The organism is Acetobacter estunensis (assembly GCF_011516945.1).
In the GTDB taxonomy this organism is placed as follows: Bacteria; Pseudomonadota; Alphaproteobacteria; order Acetobacterales; family Acetobacteraceae; genus Acetobacter; species Acetobacter estunensis.
Genome location: NZ_WOTH01000055.1, coordinates 1 through 13,774 on the forward strand (window position 1 = coordinate 1; position 13,774 = coordinate 13,774).

Here is a 13,774-nt window from a genome sequence, read left to right on the forward strand (position 1 = left end):
GACGGGCGCCTGCTGATGCTCAACCTGACACCGGCCGACATCTCCGACAGCGCAGGCGCACAGATGATCCTGGATGCGATCCGTAAACGCTGGCCCTGGGTGAAGCACCTGTTTGCCGATGGCGCCTATGACCGCCTCCAACTGATGGACAAGGCGGCTTATCTGGAGTTCGTCGTCGAGATCATCCGCCGCCGTAACGGGGCTAAAGGCTTCGAGGTTCTGTCCCGACGCTGGGTCGTCGAACGGACGTTCGGTTGGATGACCCGCTGGCGACGCCTCGTGCGCGATTACGAGCGCCGCATCGATGTCTCGCAGGCCATGATCTTCGTCGCCATGGGGGCCAATCTCATCCGAAGAAACGCTCATCCATGACTTTCCAAACAGGCTCTAAAAGGATGTGACCGGTGAAATTCTCGGTGTCGGAATGGTATCCAATACTTTCGACAATTTCCGCTGCACCACATGCTAGGCAGTGGACAGAAACCGGATCGGCATTATCAAGAAAGAGAGCTGTGGCAACACCAAGTTGGCGACGGGCAATCTGTATCTTGGAAAGATCCATCCATGTATCCTAAGTATAAAACCAACCACATAATACGTTAAGAACATTTCTGTTTTACCAGAGTATTCCCGTATTAGCTTGATGTCTTTTTCACTGATCGAGAAATGGCATCAGATCCTCTTGCCTCGAAGGCGTTAGGCGACCTCTCGCGAGTGGGTTAGCTGGGCGGCGGTCCCTCTACTCTGCACGGCTAAGGACGCCATTCCCGTTCCTATTACCGCCACCAGGCGGGTCGCATGAGTGTCAGCTAAGCCAGACCAGCAGGAGACATTCGTAACAAGAGCAGGTGGGCTTCATGGTGAGATTACGCCGGCGCGGCATTCGAAACCCCGGACATCCCCGCCTCACGCCCCATGAACAGGCGGTCTGGCGGTCCTTCCGGGCGGAGATTCAGGGTGACAAGGGCGAGAACGCCGTCGCGGACGTTCTCAACCGCAGCGGGCTTCCCGTTCTCCACGATGTCATCCTGCCCGCTCAAAATGAGCGGACCACCCAGATCGACCACCTGTTTCTCAGCGCAGCCGGCATCCATGTCGTGGAAACGAAGCGCTATGGCGGCGAGCTGACCGGGCATCCGCAAGACGAAAGATGGCGCCAGCGTTTCGCCGGGGAAGACGCCGACGCGCCAGCTCGCCTGATCTACAGTCCTCTGATCCAGAACGCCGGCCATTGTCGGGCTGTGTATGCGCTGGTCCGTCTCGTGGATCCGGCGATTCAGGTTTTTAACCACGTCGTAATGGCAGGATCCGCAATTCTGTCGCCGGCACTGGCAAGCCGCACCCTCTCGCTATCGGCGCTGGAGACCCTGCTGGGCAGTCTCGGGCGCAATGATTCTCAAGGGTCGCTGGCGGAAGCATGGCGGCGCATCGAACTCGCCCGCCATGCCAGGAAGTCCCGCGATGTTCAGCCGGTCATTTCTTCTTTGAGGTAGTCGAGCAGCTCGGTCGTTTCCTCGTCGGTGAGCATCAGTCCCCGGCAGGCCTCATTATCGCGGGGGAAGTCGACCGGTTCGCCGCCGAAATCACGGTTGCCAGCGCTGATCCAGAGAACCCGATCCGGTTCATTGGGATCGTAGTCCAGACGCACTCCAAGGCCATCACCAAGATTGATGAAATCCGAGAACAGGTCATCCTCGCAACGAAGCGGCAGCGTGCCAATCTCAACGCCCACCCACCGTTTCGGGAATTTGGCACGCAGAATATCTGTGAGCTGGCGGGTGTGTGGGCGCAGATCCTTCGGATCCCGCACCGGCGTCGGTGGTTCAAGTGGCGGGAGAAAACCAGCCTCTTCGTCAGACCAGTCCTCGGGCTCAATCGCCGGCGCAGGCTTCTTCGCCATAAATCAGACGTCCTTATAACAAATCAGATACAGTTAAAAACCGAAGTCCCGACCGGAACCAGAGGGGATCAGAGCCATCAGTTCAGCGCACGGCAGTCCGATGAGACCGAACGACTGTAAATCAGTTTTGACTGTCCGCCACCAGCCAACTCGCATCGAACCCATTTGCTTCCCGGCTGCCCCGGAAACGACTCGCGCAGAATCATCATTTCGCCGTCCTCACCCGCAAGCGATACGATCTGAAAACCGTCATCGAGCAGCTGCGCCATGGACTGGCCAAGGGGCGCGAATGTCGTGGGCATCTTGCCCGCCGCACGGCCGCCTGCCGGCGTCACCGGGCTGCCGATTACGGACTGGGCCTCGGCAGGGCGGGCGGAGAAAGACGCTGCGATGAGCAGAACGGCGGCGAAGCCGGAGATATAGCGCAAGGGGCCATCTCCTTTTCAAAACAGCGGCAGCGGAAATCGTGACGCGGGTGGATACATCTGCCCCGCCAGAAACGGGGCCTCGGCAAACAGAACGGCGGCAAGTTCATGCACGATACGCGGCAGTGGGGTCAGCTGCGCGTAATCCATACCCTGCACAAATGACGAAATAATGGTGGCAAGCCATGGCGCATCGAGAGGAGCCACCAGATCGAGAGGCAGAGGCAGGGCGTCGAGAGGCGGACTGATCCGTCCCGACTCCTTCCCCTGCTCGAAAAGCGTCTTCACCGACCGCCACAGCTCCGCGCCGACGGCCCCACACCATGCGATTGCACCGACCACGATCGGCCGCATGGTGCGATACCGTCCGTAATGCAGCCGGAATGCCGCTCCGCCGGGCAGGATCCGGCCATCCGCATCGCGGGGATAATCCACCGTCGCCCACCAGCCGGAGAACCCTTCATAGGGAAGTGGTCCGGAACCCTCCCGGACGATCCAGGAAAGCCCCTCATTTCGATCCGGCGTCATGGGTGGTCTGAGCTGGACCGCTGTACGGAAGCCCTCTTCCATCAGGATATGCTGAACCGTCAGCATCGTGTGGTCTTTACGAAACGACATGGAACGGCATGGGCGACAGGCATGAATGTCTCCTTGTTCGGGACTACCTGCGTGGCCGGGAATCATGCGACTGCCACGTGAAAGATCGGAACCATCCGTCATATGCCCGGCGCTCGTGTCGCGATTTGCAGAGGCAGCAGGAGCAGACATCATGCCACGGCGCATTACGCGGGCGTCTTCGGCAGGGCGTACACAACCTTGTCCCCGTTGAACGAGACGATCCCTCGCCTCTGCATCTCGTCAATGAGCGCGCCTGCTCCCCCTGTGTCGAGCTGCTTTCCAAAAAGGCAAAGAATTGTTGCCTGCAGCGACTTCCGGCGCTTCGGTTTTGCTGCTCCCTGACGTTGCAGACACGCCACCAGTTTCTTCACGCGCTCCTCAGAGCCATTTTGCAGCACCCTCTTTTTTCGGGCGCCACAGGTTTCTCCGGCGGAGACGGAGCCCTTTCGCAGACAATCCCCTTCTCGCACAGATGCAGGATCAGCGGATCGAAACCCGTATCTTTCGAGACGATCAGAAAGCGTGCGTCGGGATCCAGCGCAGAGAGATGTCCGACAGAATACGCCACATGGAAGTCCAGAGCGTTCGGACCGTTTCCGCTGATGCGCACGTAAGAAGCGCGGGAACCCAGCCCCTGTATGGCCTGCGCCAGATCGATGCTGATCTTTGTCTGCAATGCACCGACGAAGACGTGAACCCGGACGTCATCACGACCGCACAAGGCCAGAATGTCCGGCTGCACGTTTTCATAATCGATCAGCACATGCAGCGTCGTGCCTGTTTTCGATTCAGAAAACGACTGGCCAATGTGGTTCATGAGACCCTCGTCAATCCGTCGATCACAGACGGGACACGCCGATGATGCGACCGCAAACCTCGCCCTGATGACGGGCAGACTATTTCTGTGGCATTTCGAGGTGTCGGCCGACACCAGCGTCAATGCCGTCCGAAAGAGGATACGACACCAATATGAGCAAGGCGTTCATCGCAGCGGTGCTGCAGGACAGCATGGCAAGCACCGGCGTTGCCGCCGGTAAGGCAGCCGACGATCTGATCGAGGCACTTGTCTCCGAGCTGGAGAAAACCGGCAGCTTTACCCTGCCCGGCTTCGGCACGTTTCGGGTGAAAGACACCCCGGCGCGCACGGCATTGAATCCCCGCACTCTGGAAACGGTCCAGGTCGAGGCCGGACGGACCGTTCGTTTCAAGGCGTCCCCCGTGCTGAAGGCGCGTGTTGCGCCACCAAAACCTGCGACCAGGACAAAGAAAGCGTCGACCAGGGCGTCAGTCAGAACATCCACGAAATCACCGGCCAAAAGCGCCGCCGCTGCGGATACGGCAGCCGCTCCCGCGGAAAAGACCCGCGCTCGGCGCACGGCCTGAGGGCGGCTTCACACAAGCGCCACCATACGGATAGCGGGTACCTGAAAGATAGCGGGTAGCGAGCGTGCGGTCGTTGCCGCGAGGCCTGCTGCCTGACGAATCAGCGACCGGCCAATACGTTTTCCGCGCATTTTCTTATCACTGGTCGCATGATGGTGGCCGACACTGATCTTCTCGCACAAGCAGGAGATCTTCTTCATGACATCTCATAACCGCCTCACCGCGCTGCTGCACAGACGCACACCAGGCGAATGCGCGGTCATCCGACGGGCTCACTCCGGCTATACCGCCGTCCGGTCAAAGCTTTCGCAGCACGGACGCATACGCCGGACAGATATGACCCCGGCATGGGGTTACGGCCTCACGCCGACTCACCCTGCGCCCAGGAACACGATGTGATGCTGCTCCGCGCTTCCTTTCCGGCAGTCCTCATCCTCGTGGCGACGCCCGTGCCCTGCGCAACAGCCATGGCAGGCCCATCCGTCGGACCAGCGCCTCTGAACCGGCCGACGATCGATACGCCCGAGGGGCCAGTGAGCCAACAGATGCGGGACGGAACGATGGCTTTTGTCGAGGCGTGCCGGGCCTGGACCAGGCCTCTTCCTTTACCGTCTGTGCCCCTGTCAGTGCCTCACCGTGACCCGGCGACCAAAGAGCAGTTCAACCTGTGTCAGATGGCCATGCACCCTGATCAGTTTCGTGCAGCTTTCCGGTTTTACACTATCCTCGGTGCGTGGGGCGTTCTGCTCAGCATGACCGTGGCCGCTTATCTGTTTGTTCGCCTCGGCCGCTTCGTCTGGCGCTTCACAGGGCAGAGAAAACTTTCCTCTTCGTCAGCCCTTTGCGGTCGCAAGACGTTCGTTCATGGTGATCAGCAAGTAAAGACTAAAAACTGAATGACGACCGCCAGCAATACGACCGACACTATATCATTGTGTCTGCAGACAGAGGTATATCCGATGACTGATGCCAAAACAGCGGATCCGATACTGCAGGAAATCGTTGGACCCGTCTTTGACCCTGCGCGAACAGCGACACGCCGCGCGATCTCAATCGTCACGCCGCTTATGATTGGGCAGGCCGTCCTCATCATAGCGGTATTAAACGAAGTCCCGGCTGCTGCGCGGGCGTATGAATCGGTTCCCGGCTGATACCGCGTCGGATTGTTGCTGATCTGGATGCTGTTCAATCTTGAAGCGGGCTTCGCAATCCTGACGCCGGATGCAGACAGACGATTGCGCGCCGTTGTGTGTGCACTGGTCCTGACCCCGGCGCCGTATATGCTGGCGCAATTTATATAGTTTCACTTCTCAGGCCGTGATTGCGAAAGCAGGGGCAGCTTCGTCGGAAGTAGCGAACGGTGTCCGCAGGATGACTGGAAAGGCTGACGAATCTCCTCCCTTTGGATTTAATCCGCACCCCGCTCTGCCCGCACCCGCCGAGACAATCAAAACCTTGATTTCCTCCCCCAAGACATATACAATATGGGATATACAATCAGGAGCCCCCCATGCCAGTCCCTGAAACCCATCCACGGCCCCGTGAAGTCAAACTCTTCCGGAATAATCGCAGTCAGGCAGTACGCATTCCGGTCGAATTTGAACTGCCGGGAGACCGCGTGCTTATCCGCCGCGACGGTGACAGGCTGGTTCTTGAGCCCGTCAAGGCACCATCTACACTGAACGAACTCCTCGCTGCATGGCGCACAGAACCGCCGCTGGCTCCCGAGGACGATTTTCCCGACGTTCACGATGTAGCCGCCAGACCGGAAGACATCCTGTGAACGCCTATCTTCTCGATACCAACATCATCAGCGATCTTGTCCGCAATCCATCAGGACCTGCCGCGCAACGCATCGAACATCTCGATCCCGGAGATCTCTGCACCAGCATCATCGTGGCGGCGGAGCTGCGATACGGATGCGCCAAAAAAGGCTCCGCGAAACTCCTGGCCCGCGTCGAAAGCGTGCTGGCTTTTGTACCAATATTGCCGCTCGATATTCCGGCTGATGGCGAATACGGCGGCATTCGTGCCGAACTCGAAGCGGCAGGGCAGATAATCGGCATGAATGATCTGCTGATCGCGGCCCATGCATACACTCTCAAAGTAACTTTGGTGACGAACAACATTCGCGAGTTTAGCCGCATCAGAGGGCTGAAGGTCGAGAACTGGCTGGAGGATCTGGCATGAATGAAAACCAGACGACTGCCGATCTTGAGGCGGGCTTGCGAGCGTTCGATGACTTGAGTCGCGCTATCGGGAAGGCGGTTTCCCGGATGGACGAAATTGCAGAACGTCAGGAACAGATCATCCGGAAGCAGGCCGAGATATGGACAGCAATGGGGGGAAAGAGGAAGGTCGGCCATTAGATCATGAATGGGAATAAGCTGACATTCGTATAAATGCTACTCAGAGGAATGGTTGCGAATAATCGTCATTGTCCCACATCGTATGCGATCTTGACATGATACGGTATGTTGATCTTGATAGGACCAACAATAATTCCATATTTAAAGAGAGTCATAAATTGAAGCTTTCTCCGAGTGATATGCGAAATGAACTTGAGAGAGTTCGTTCAAATAACTATAATCAATTTGTAAAAAGAGTGCATTTGATGAGAGTGCGCGGCTTTGTCGACGAAACTGTAGAGTTCAAAACACCGGTTACTGCGCTAGTTGGCACTAATGGTGGCGGTAAGTCTACCATTTTGGGCGCGACCGCTTTAGCATATAAAAATATACGTCCAGGTCAGTTTTTTCCTAAGGCCTCTATAGGCGATGAAAGCATGGCTGATTGGAGCATCGAGATTGAACTCGTAGATAAAAACATTTCACGTGATAGAACAATTACACGAACAGCAAGGTTCACTCATTCGAAATGGCGAAGAGACGGTTTTCCCGAACGGCCTGTTGAATACATTGAAATTCAAAGGACAGTACCCGCTGGAGAAATTTCACGCTTTAGACGTTTTGTTGGAGGAAGCCCTAATGATTTTACGGTTTCTGATCTCAATCAAAACACTATAACTTATGCTACAGCAGTGCTAGATAAGAATATAGAAAATTATCGTGTTGTTATCGAAAATAGTAATCCGTCTTCAAAAATGTATATTGGTTCTTATAGTGGGGTAGATTATTCTCAATTCCATTTTGGTGCTGGAGAAGCGTCTGTTATTGAGACTATAGATAGAATCGAAAATTCTCCTGAAAATTCTCTGATCTTAATTGAAGAAGTTGAAAACGGTCTTCATCCAGTAGCTGTCCGTTTATTTGTGCAATATTTACAGAATGCCGCTAGACGTAGACGTCTTCAGGTTGTCTTTACAACCCATTCCCAAGATGCAGTAAACGAACTTCCTGTTGAAGCTGTATGGGCCTCCATCAATAAAAGAGCATGGAATGGAAAGCTCAGTATCGAGAGTCTTCGTGCAATAACAGGTAATGTTCCGGATGCACGTGCAGTATATGTAGAGGATGCTTTTGTTAAAGAATGGGTTGAAAACGCTATTGGACGATATGGAGCAGGACTGGCCGCGAATACAAAAGTTTTTGCAGCCGGTGGATATCCAAATGTTATAAAAGTTAGTCAATTTCACAATGAAAATCCAATGCTTCGTATTCCATCAATCGCGTTAGTGGATGGTGACATAATTTCCACTGACAATCATGCTTTACCACCTTACGCGCGTTTTATAGGTGATAATACACCAGAAGATATAGTTTTTAGTTTCATTTTTGATCATAAAACTGAACTTGTATCTCTAATTCGTCAAAGATGCTTTCTCTCACAATTTAGTGAAGATCGAATTTTAGAGACCATTAACAGTGTGAGAAATTCTTCTTGTGACTGTCATATAGTATTTACAGAAATGAGCCAGCGTCTTGATTTTGTTTCATCTTTGCATATTCGAGCTGGAATGATCGATCTATTTAACGAGAAAAATCCTATTTTCTGGCAGGAAATTATTCAATTTATTAGAGAGCAAAACCCTTCCAATTAGAATCACAACCTATTCAAATTTTGAACCGTTTGGTTATTGAATAACAAACGAGCATGAAGATCGTCGATATGATTTTCGTGCTCGCCGCGTGGTCAGGTCTGCTGTAAAAACGCAAGTATCCTGCTCCGACCTTTAGCCATGCGTACGATACAAGATGTCCGTTAACGGAATCGCATGCCGTAGCCGTTTACGTCGCAGAAGAGGCGGAAGCCGTCACCCCCGACCCCATTCACCTTCCGAGCGATCTGACCAGCTCCGCAAGAGCCCGGCGAACCTTCGGCGCAGCCCATTCGCGCAACATCTTTTCTCCGCCGGCCTCGTGCTCCAGCGCGTAAGGGCTGGCCTCAATCGGCGGCATCTGCATGACGTGGTCCTTCCCGCCTGCCGGCACCGCCGGGAACGGATCGATCCGCACGAGCTGCGTCAGCAGGGCGACCGTGATGACGCGGCATTGAGGCGACGACGTATTGAGGCAGACGTAAGCGCCGCTTCCTTCTGTCACCGGATCGTAAATCGCCTTCCAGGTGAGAGCAGGAACCGGAATCCGGTGCGGGCCGACGGTATCGGTTCTGTCCGGGTCATAACCGGGACCGGTGACAACATAAAGTTCTCCATCCCTGTCCGCGAGCCCGCGCACGGCACTTTCCACGCCCACCCAGGCGCCCCGGTTCAGCTCGGCGGTCTGAGGCACGATATTGGAGAGTGCGTACGTCTCGGCCTGCCATGAAAGGCCAGCCTCATCGCCGCTCGGAACAAGATGGCCTCTGTCGTATCCGCTCGATCTGAAGTCATAAAGTTCGGCCCTCATGGTGTCCGGGAGGCGGGCGTCCGGATAGAAGCGGCTGCTGCGGGGGGTACGCTCCGCCACTTCGAGGTTCTCTTCCGAGAGATACTCGGCGGCCCAGAGCGCGCCTTTCGTATGCTCGGACGCCAGGACGGCGTAACCGTGATTACAGAGCATCACGGTGCCGATCCGCAACGTCTCGTCCACCACGGCAGGAGGTTGTCCGCCGAAAAACTGACCCGCACAGGAGACCGTCTGCGCGACGGCAGGCGTTGATACGCAGACCACCACACCGGCGGCCAGAAGCAGGCTACGCATCAGACGCCCCGTTTCATTGCAGCCAGCGGGACCGAGCGACCGAGATGGCGGTGCTCCCGGCAATACCACTCCTCCCCTGAGCGCGTATTGAAACCGAACATTGCTCCTTTTCCGCAGGCCTTGCAGCTATGCGCGTATCCATGGCCTGCCGACTGGGGTCGAAGCGATGCTTGTGACTGGTTTCCGAAAAAATCCATTGGTGGTTCGTCTCTCATGGTCAAAGCCCCAGTGCATCAAGTTCACGGTCAGCCTGCGCCCAGCGTCCACCTGACTGGCGTGGCTCGTCGCGGCCGTGATTCCAGCCACGGATCCTGTTTTCCGGCGGGATCTCATCGATGAAGCGTGACGGCGCGGAAGAGCCGCCCTGGCGGTAATCACAGAAGCTGATGGTAGCCTGTGTCATGACCCGGGTGAGCGCGACATAAGCAAGGCGACGCTCCTCATCGAGATTGCGCGCCATGCCGCCCGGAAAGATGGCCTCCTCCCACGCCGGCAGAAAGACGTGGCGGAATTCCAGTCCTTTTGCCCTGTGCATGGTGATGAGCTGCACCCGGTCCTTTCCCTTCTCCCCGGGCGCCCCGCTCGCCAGAGCCGCGTGCTCCATCAGATGCTCCACACGCCGGAAGCTGTCGGCCAGTTCTGTCAGCTCGGCAAGGTTTTCCCTCTGGGTCGCGGCCTCATCACTGTCATCAGCGCGGAGCATGTCCAGATAGCCCGTTTCCTCAAGCAGCCACGTCAGACGTTGTCCGAGCGTCTCGTCATCACGCGCTCCGGCTCGCCTGAGGATCTGGATAAAGCCGTCGAGCGCCAGACCGCACCTGGGAGGCAGGCGCGTTCGCGTGGCGGCGGCACACAGCGACAGACCAAAACCTGCCGCCTCAGCCTCGATCATCCCCAGACCCTTCGCTCCGAGACCCCGGGCAGACTTGTTGGCAACCCGACGAAAGGCCTCATCGGACTGGCGCTCATCCAGGCACGAGGAAAGGGTCAGGAGCGCCAGGGCGTCCTTGACAACTGTTCGCTGATAGAAACCGACATCGCCGACGATCTCATAAGGGACGCGCGCATGCAGCAGCGCTTCCTCCAGTGCCCGTGACAGTCTGTTCTGACGGTAAATGATCGCCATGTCGTGCCAGGCTGCGCCTGCAGCCGCACGGCGGCCGATCTCGCGGGCAATCGCCTCAGCTTCCTCGCTGGCGTAGGAAAACCCCAGCACTTCGATCGGCAGCCCCTCACCCCGGCGGGTAAACAGCGTCTTCTCGATCCGGGATGGATCAAACGAGATCACGGCGTTCGACGCATCGAGAATATGACTGGTGGAGCGAAAATTCTCCTCCAGCTTGAATGTCTTCGCGTTCGGGAATTCTCTTGAGAAATTGCGGAGAAATCCGACTTTCGCGCCGCGCCATGAATTTATGTGGAATACAATTTCACAACCTCAAAAAAGCAATTTTAAGGTTTCTTTAGGGGGGATAGATGACCTGTACCTGACGTACCCACCAGCCAGTCTCTCAGTTTTGACCAACGTAGCCTTCCGCCCTGATTTCGCACAGCTATGGCCAGAGCCTTCTTCTGCCCGACCAGCACGACGAGCTTCCGCCCCCGTGTAACACCGGTATAAAGCAGGTTCCGCGCCAGCATCGTATAATGCTGCGTCACCAGCGGGATGACCACTACCGGATATTCCGAGCCCTGGCTCTTGTGAATGGTCGTCGCGTAGGCCAGCACCAGTTCGTCCAACTCGCCGAAGCCGTAAACGACCTCCCGTCCATCGAATAAGGCCGTCAGTTCGCCCTCTTCCACATCGATCTTGTCGATAACGCCGAGATCCCCGTTGAAGACGTCCCGGTCATAATCGTTGGCGATCTGCATCACCTTGTCGCCGGGACCGTAGGTCCAGCCGAACCGCTCGACCTTCACGTCGCCTGCCGGGTTCAGCGCCTGCTGCAACTCGATATTCAGCGACCGTGCGCCCAGCCCACCCCGATTCATCGGGCAGAGCACCTGCACGTCGCGGACCGGGTCCAGCCCGAACCGCGCCGGGATGCGGTCCTTCACCACGGCCAGCAACTTGCGCAGTCCGACCTCGGGCTCAGCCGCCTCCACGAAATAGAAATCCGATCCCTCTTCCGCGCTCAGCTCCGGCATCTTCCCTTCGTTGATCCGGTGCGCGTTGGTGATGATCCGGCTCTGTGCCGCCTGGCGGAACACCTCGGTCAGGCGCACCACAGGGACAGCATCGGAGCCAATGATATCGGCCAGCACCTGCCCCGGTCCGACAGAAGGCAACTGGTCCACGTCGCCGACGATCAGCAGAGCCGCGCTGTCAGGTAACGCGCGCAGCAGGGAGCGCATCAGCAGCACGTCGACCATGCTGGCCTCGTCCACAACCAGCAGGTCGCAGGTCAGCGGGTTGGTATCGTCCCGTTTGAAACTGCCATTGCCCGGATCCGTCTCCAGCAGTCTATGGATGGTCTTGCCTTCCAGCCCCGTGCTTTCCGACAGGCGCTTCGCCGCCCGGCCGGTCGGCGCGCAAAGTTGCACGTCTGTGCCCTTGGCAGTCACGATCTTCAGAATGGCGTTGACCAGCGTGGTCTTGCCCACGCCAGGACCACCCGTGATCACCAGCACCTTGCTACGCAGTGCAAGGCGCACCGCTTCCTGCTGGCTGGGCGCCATGGCAAGTCCGGTCTTGCCTTCCACCCAAGTCATGGCCTTTTCAGCATCGATCTCCGGCCAGGGCGGCCGACCCACGGCGCAGGCGCGCAATCGCTCGGCGATGCTCTGCTCCGCGCGATAGAGACCAGCCAAGAAGATGCAACTCGTCTCTCCCACGCTATCAGCGACCACGTCTCCCGCTTCCAGCTCCAGCGCGAGGGCTGTTTCGATCAGAGGGGCGGCGACCTCCAGCAGTTCGGCGGTGCTGGTCAGGAGTTCACCGACCGGGAGGCCGCAATGCCCTTCATCCATCGCCTCACCAAGGGCATAGGAGATCCCGGCCCTCACCCGGATCATGGCATCAGGCGCGATCCCCATCTTCCGGGCGATCTGGTCGGCGGTTTTGAAGCCGATGCCCCGGATGTCCTTCGCCAACCGATAGGGGTTCTCGCTGATCAGTCTGACCGCATCCTGCCCGTAGGTCTTGAAGATCCGTACCGCCCGCGACGTGCCGACGCCGTTGCTGTGCAGGAACAGCATGATCTCGCGGATCACCTTCTGGTCTGCCCAGCCACCGACAATCCGTTCGGTCCGCTTGGGACCAATGCCTGTCACTTCCCGCAGGCGATGCGGTTCCTGCTCGATCAGGTCGAACACGGCCTCGCCGAACGCTTTCACCAGTTTTTTGGCATAGACGGGACCAATGCCCCGGATCATGCCCGAGCCGAGATAGCGCTCTATGCCTTCGACCGTGGTCGGCGGACTGGCCTTGAGGAACTCCGCCTTGAACTGCAAGCCGTGGGTGTGGTCGTTGAACCAGCGCCCCGACATCTGCACGAACTCACCCGCCGAGATCATGGCGGCATGGCCGACGACAGTGACCAGATCGCGCTGCCCCCGCACCTTCACCCGCAGGACGCAGAAACCGTTCTCGGCATTGTGGAACGTCACCCGCTCCACGAGGCCGGCCAGCGCTTCCGTTTGGCATTGTTCTCCAACCACGGCACTGGTCATTCTGATTCTGTGAACGGAGAAGACACTTGGGAACCGCATGTTGCCGAAATTTCGCCAGGCGTTCGGCCATCCAGCGCTGGCTTATCTCGAAGCTTGTTTAACATTCCCTCCAATGCTTCAACGTCTCCGGACACGGCATCCCGTTCCTCTGGGCTTAACCAGACCTCTTCCAGTAAACGATTGGCTGCTTGCTGAGCGGCCAGGACAACGCCCTTGGCGCTTGGCTTCGGAATATTGAAATAACAGCGTGCGCATGCCATGCGATGCGGACAAGTGCTCCAAAACGCATTGCTACAGTAAGAATCACCTAAATCGTAATACTTCCAAGGTGCTCCATCCTTCGTTGCGCCTGCCGCAATAACCTCCTTATCAATAACAATTTCGATCATCCGCGCCGCCTGATCCGCCTTGGCAAACGCACTCGCCAATTGCGTAGGTTTCGACCGAACATAGCTCATCGTCGATTGAACGGACGTATGGCCGCACCATTTTGCCAAATCGAATATTGTCATTCCTTGCGGAACGCTGGCCAGCATAGAAACGGCTGAAGCCCGTCCACGGTAGAGGTGGTCCCGTCCGTTCGGACAGTTTTGCGGGCTTGATAAGCTATACCCGGTTGTTGTTATGCCGCCCTTCTGACGGCGTTGCTGTTGGCCATCTGGTCCGGGGTTAAC

17 protein-coding genes and 2 pseudogenes are annotated in these 13,774 nt (G+C 57.1%); 8 read left to right on the plus strand and 11 right to left on the minus strand.

Annotated elements, in window-relative coordinates; translation table 11 throughout:
• Nucleotides 1-372: transposase (locus GOB87_RS15065; protein WP_166318623.1), on the plus strand; the 372-nt coding region annotated here is incomplete at its 5' end.
• Here the strand turns inward: GOB87_RS15065 and GOB87_RS15070 are convergent.
• Nucleotides 347-562: a hypothetical protein gene (locus GOB87_RS15070; protein ID WP_166318626.1), complete on the minus strand. Its 216-nt coding sequence runs from the start codon at nucleotides 560-562 to the stop codon at nucleotides 347-349. The two genes, GOB87_RS15065 and GOB87_RS15070, sit on opposite strands and share 26 nt — an antisense overlap.
• Nucleotides 563-857: 295 nt before the next feature.
• On the opposite strand from GOB87_RS15070, the gene GOB87_RS15075 reads away from it, so the two are divergent.
• Complete coding sequence (locus tag GOB87_RS15075; protein ID WP_166318662.1) at nucleotides 858-1,493, plus strand: nuclease-related domain-containing protein; 636 nt, start codon at nucleotides 858-860, stop codon at nucleotides 1,491-1,493.
• Here GOB87_RS15075 and GOB87_RS15080 read toward each other — a convergent pair.
• From GOB87_RS15080 to GOB87_RS15100, 5 genes are all read right to left on the minus strand, one after another.
• Nucleotides 1,466-1,900: a hypothetical protein gene (locus GOB87_RS15080; RefSeq protein WP_166318629.1), complete on the minus strand. Its 435-nt coding sequence runs from the start codon at nucleotides 1,898-1,900 to the stop codon at nucleotides 1,466-1,468. The two genes, GOB87_RS15075 and GOB87_RS15080, sit on opposite strands and share 28 nt — an antisense overlap.
• Nucleotides 1,901-1,977: 77 nt before the next feature.
• Nucleotides 1,978-2,328 carry a hypothetical protein gene (locus GOB87_RS15085; RefSeq protein ID WP_166318632.1) on the minus strand — a complete coding sequence of 117 codons (351 nt, stop codon included), beginning with the start codon at nucleotides 2,326-2,328 and terminating at the stop codon, nucleotides 1,978-1,980.
• A gap of 15 nt (nucleotides 2,329-2,343) precedes the next feature.
• Nucleotides 2,344-3,096, minus strand: a complete 753-nt coding sequence (locus GOB87_RS15090) for a hypothetical protein (protein WP_166318635.1) — start codon at nucleotides 3,094-3,096, stop codon at nucleotides 2,344-2,346.
• An 11-nt stretch (nucleotides 3,097-3,107) separates the two neighbouring features.
• Nucleotides 3,108-3,314 carry a hypothetical protein gene (locus GOB87_RS15095; RefSeq protein WP_166318638.1) on the minus strand — a complete coding sequence of 69 codons (207 nt, stop codon included), beginning with the start codon at nucleotides 3,312-3,314 and terminating at the stop codon, nucleotides 3,108-3,110.
• Nucleotides 3,311-3,760 carry a PIN domain-containing protein gene (locus GOB87_RS15100; RefSeq protein WP_166318641.1) on the minus strand — a complete coding sequence of 150 codons (450 nt, stop codon included), beginning with the start codon at nucleotides 3,758-3,760 and terminating at the stop codon, nucleotides 3,311-3,313. The genes GOB87_RS15095 and GOB87_RS15100 overlap by 4 nt, the downstream gene beginning before the upstream one ends.
• A 152-nt stretch (nucleotides 3,761-3,912) precedes the next feature.
• Here GOB87_RS15100 and GOB87_RS16895 point away from each other — a divergent pair.
• Nucleotides 3,913-4,179, plus strand: a pseudogene (locus GOB87_RS16895) (HU family DNA-binding protein); the annotation flags it as partial.
• 155 nt (nucleotides 4,180-4,334) lie between these two features.
• Here GOB87_RS16895 and GOB87_RS15110 read toward each other — a convergent pair.
• A complete protein-coding gene (locus GOB87_RS15110; protein WP_166318647.1) occupies nucleotides 4,335-4,526 on the minus strand; it encodes a hypothetical protein in 192 nt (63 codons plus the stop codon).
• A gap of 360 nt (nucleotides 4,527-4,886) precedes the next feature.
• Between GOB87_RS15110 and GOB87_RS15115 the strand changes: the two genes are divergently transcribed.
• From GOB87_RS15115 to GOB87_RS15135, 5 genes are all read left to right on the plus strand, one after another.
• Nucleotides 4,887-5,222 carry a hypothetical protein gene (locus tag GOB87_RS15115; protein WP_166318650.1) on the plus strand — a complete coding sequence of 112 codons (336 nt, stop codon included), beginning with the start codon at nucleotides 4,887-4,889 and terminating at the stop codon, nucleotides 5,220-5,222.
• Between the two features lie 614 nt (nucleotides 5,223-5,836).
• Nucleotides 5,837-6,109: an antitoxin gene (locus GOB87_RS15120; RefSeq protein WP_082770818.1), complete on the plus strand. Its 273-nt coding sequence runs from the start codon at nucleotides 5,837-5,839 to the stop codon at nucleotides 6,107-6,109.
• Nucleotides 6,106-6,516 carry a type II toxin-antitoxin system VapC family toxin gene (locus tag GOB87_RS15125; protein ID WP_061274652.1) on the plus strand — a complete coding sequence of 137 codons (411 nt, stop codon included), beginning with the start codon at nucleotides 6,106-6,108 and terminating at the stop codon, nucleotides 6,514-6,516. Before GOB87_RS15120 ends, GOB87_RS15125 begins: the two co-directional genes overlap by 4 nt.
• Nucleotides 6,513-6,695 carry a hypothetical protein gene (locus GOB87_RS15130; RefSeq protein ID WP_166318653.1) on the plus strand — a complete coding sequence of 61 codons (183 nt, stop codon included), beginning with the start codon at nucleotides 6,513-6,515 and terminating at the stop codon, nucleotides 6,693-6,695. Before GOB87_RS15125 ends, GOB87_RS15130 begins: the two co-directional genes overlap by 4 nt.
• Nucleotides 6,696-6,790: 95 nt before the next feature.
• Nucleotides 6,791-8,326, plus strand: coding sequence for an ATP-dependent nuclease (locus GOB87_RS15135; protein WP_198911730.1), 1,536 nt, complete (start codon nucleotides 6,791-6,793; stop codon nucleotides 8,324-8,326).
• A 229-nt stretch (nucleotides 8,327-8,555) separates the two neighbouring features.
• Here GOB87_RS15135 and GOB87_RS15140 read toward each other — a convergent pair whose 3' ends face one another.
• From GOB87_RS15140 to GOB87_RS15155, 4 genes and pseudogenes are all read right to left on the minus strand, one after another.
• On the minus strand, nucleotides 8,556-9,428 hold the full coding sequence (locus tag GOB87_RS15140) for a DNA/RNA non-specific endonuclease (protein ID WP_166318656.1): 873 nt from the start codon (nucleotides 9,426-9,428) through the stop codon (nucleotides 8,556-8,558).
• Between the two features lie 217 nt (nucleotides 9,429-9,645).
• Nucleotides 9,646-10,857: an ATP-dependent helicase gene (locus tag GOB87_RS15145; protein ID WP_338421443.1), complete on the minus strand. Its 1,212-nt coding sequence runs from the start codon at nucleotides 10,855-10,857 to the stop codon at nucleotides 9,646-9,648.
• A 23-nt stretch (nucleotides 10,858-10,880) separates the two neighbouring features.
• On the minus strand, nucleotides 10,881-13,100 hold the full coding sequence (gene recD2 / locus GOB87_RS15150) for an SF1B family DNA helicase RecD2 (RefSeq protein ID WP_166318659.1): 2,220 nt from the start codon (nucleotides 13,098-13,100) through the stop codon (nucleotides 10,881-10,883).
• Nucleotides 13,097-13,774, minus strand: a pseudogene (locus GOB87_RS15155) (hypothetical protein); the annotation flags it as partial. The gene recD2 and the pseudogene GOB87_RS15155, both read right to left, overlap by 4 nt.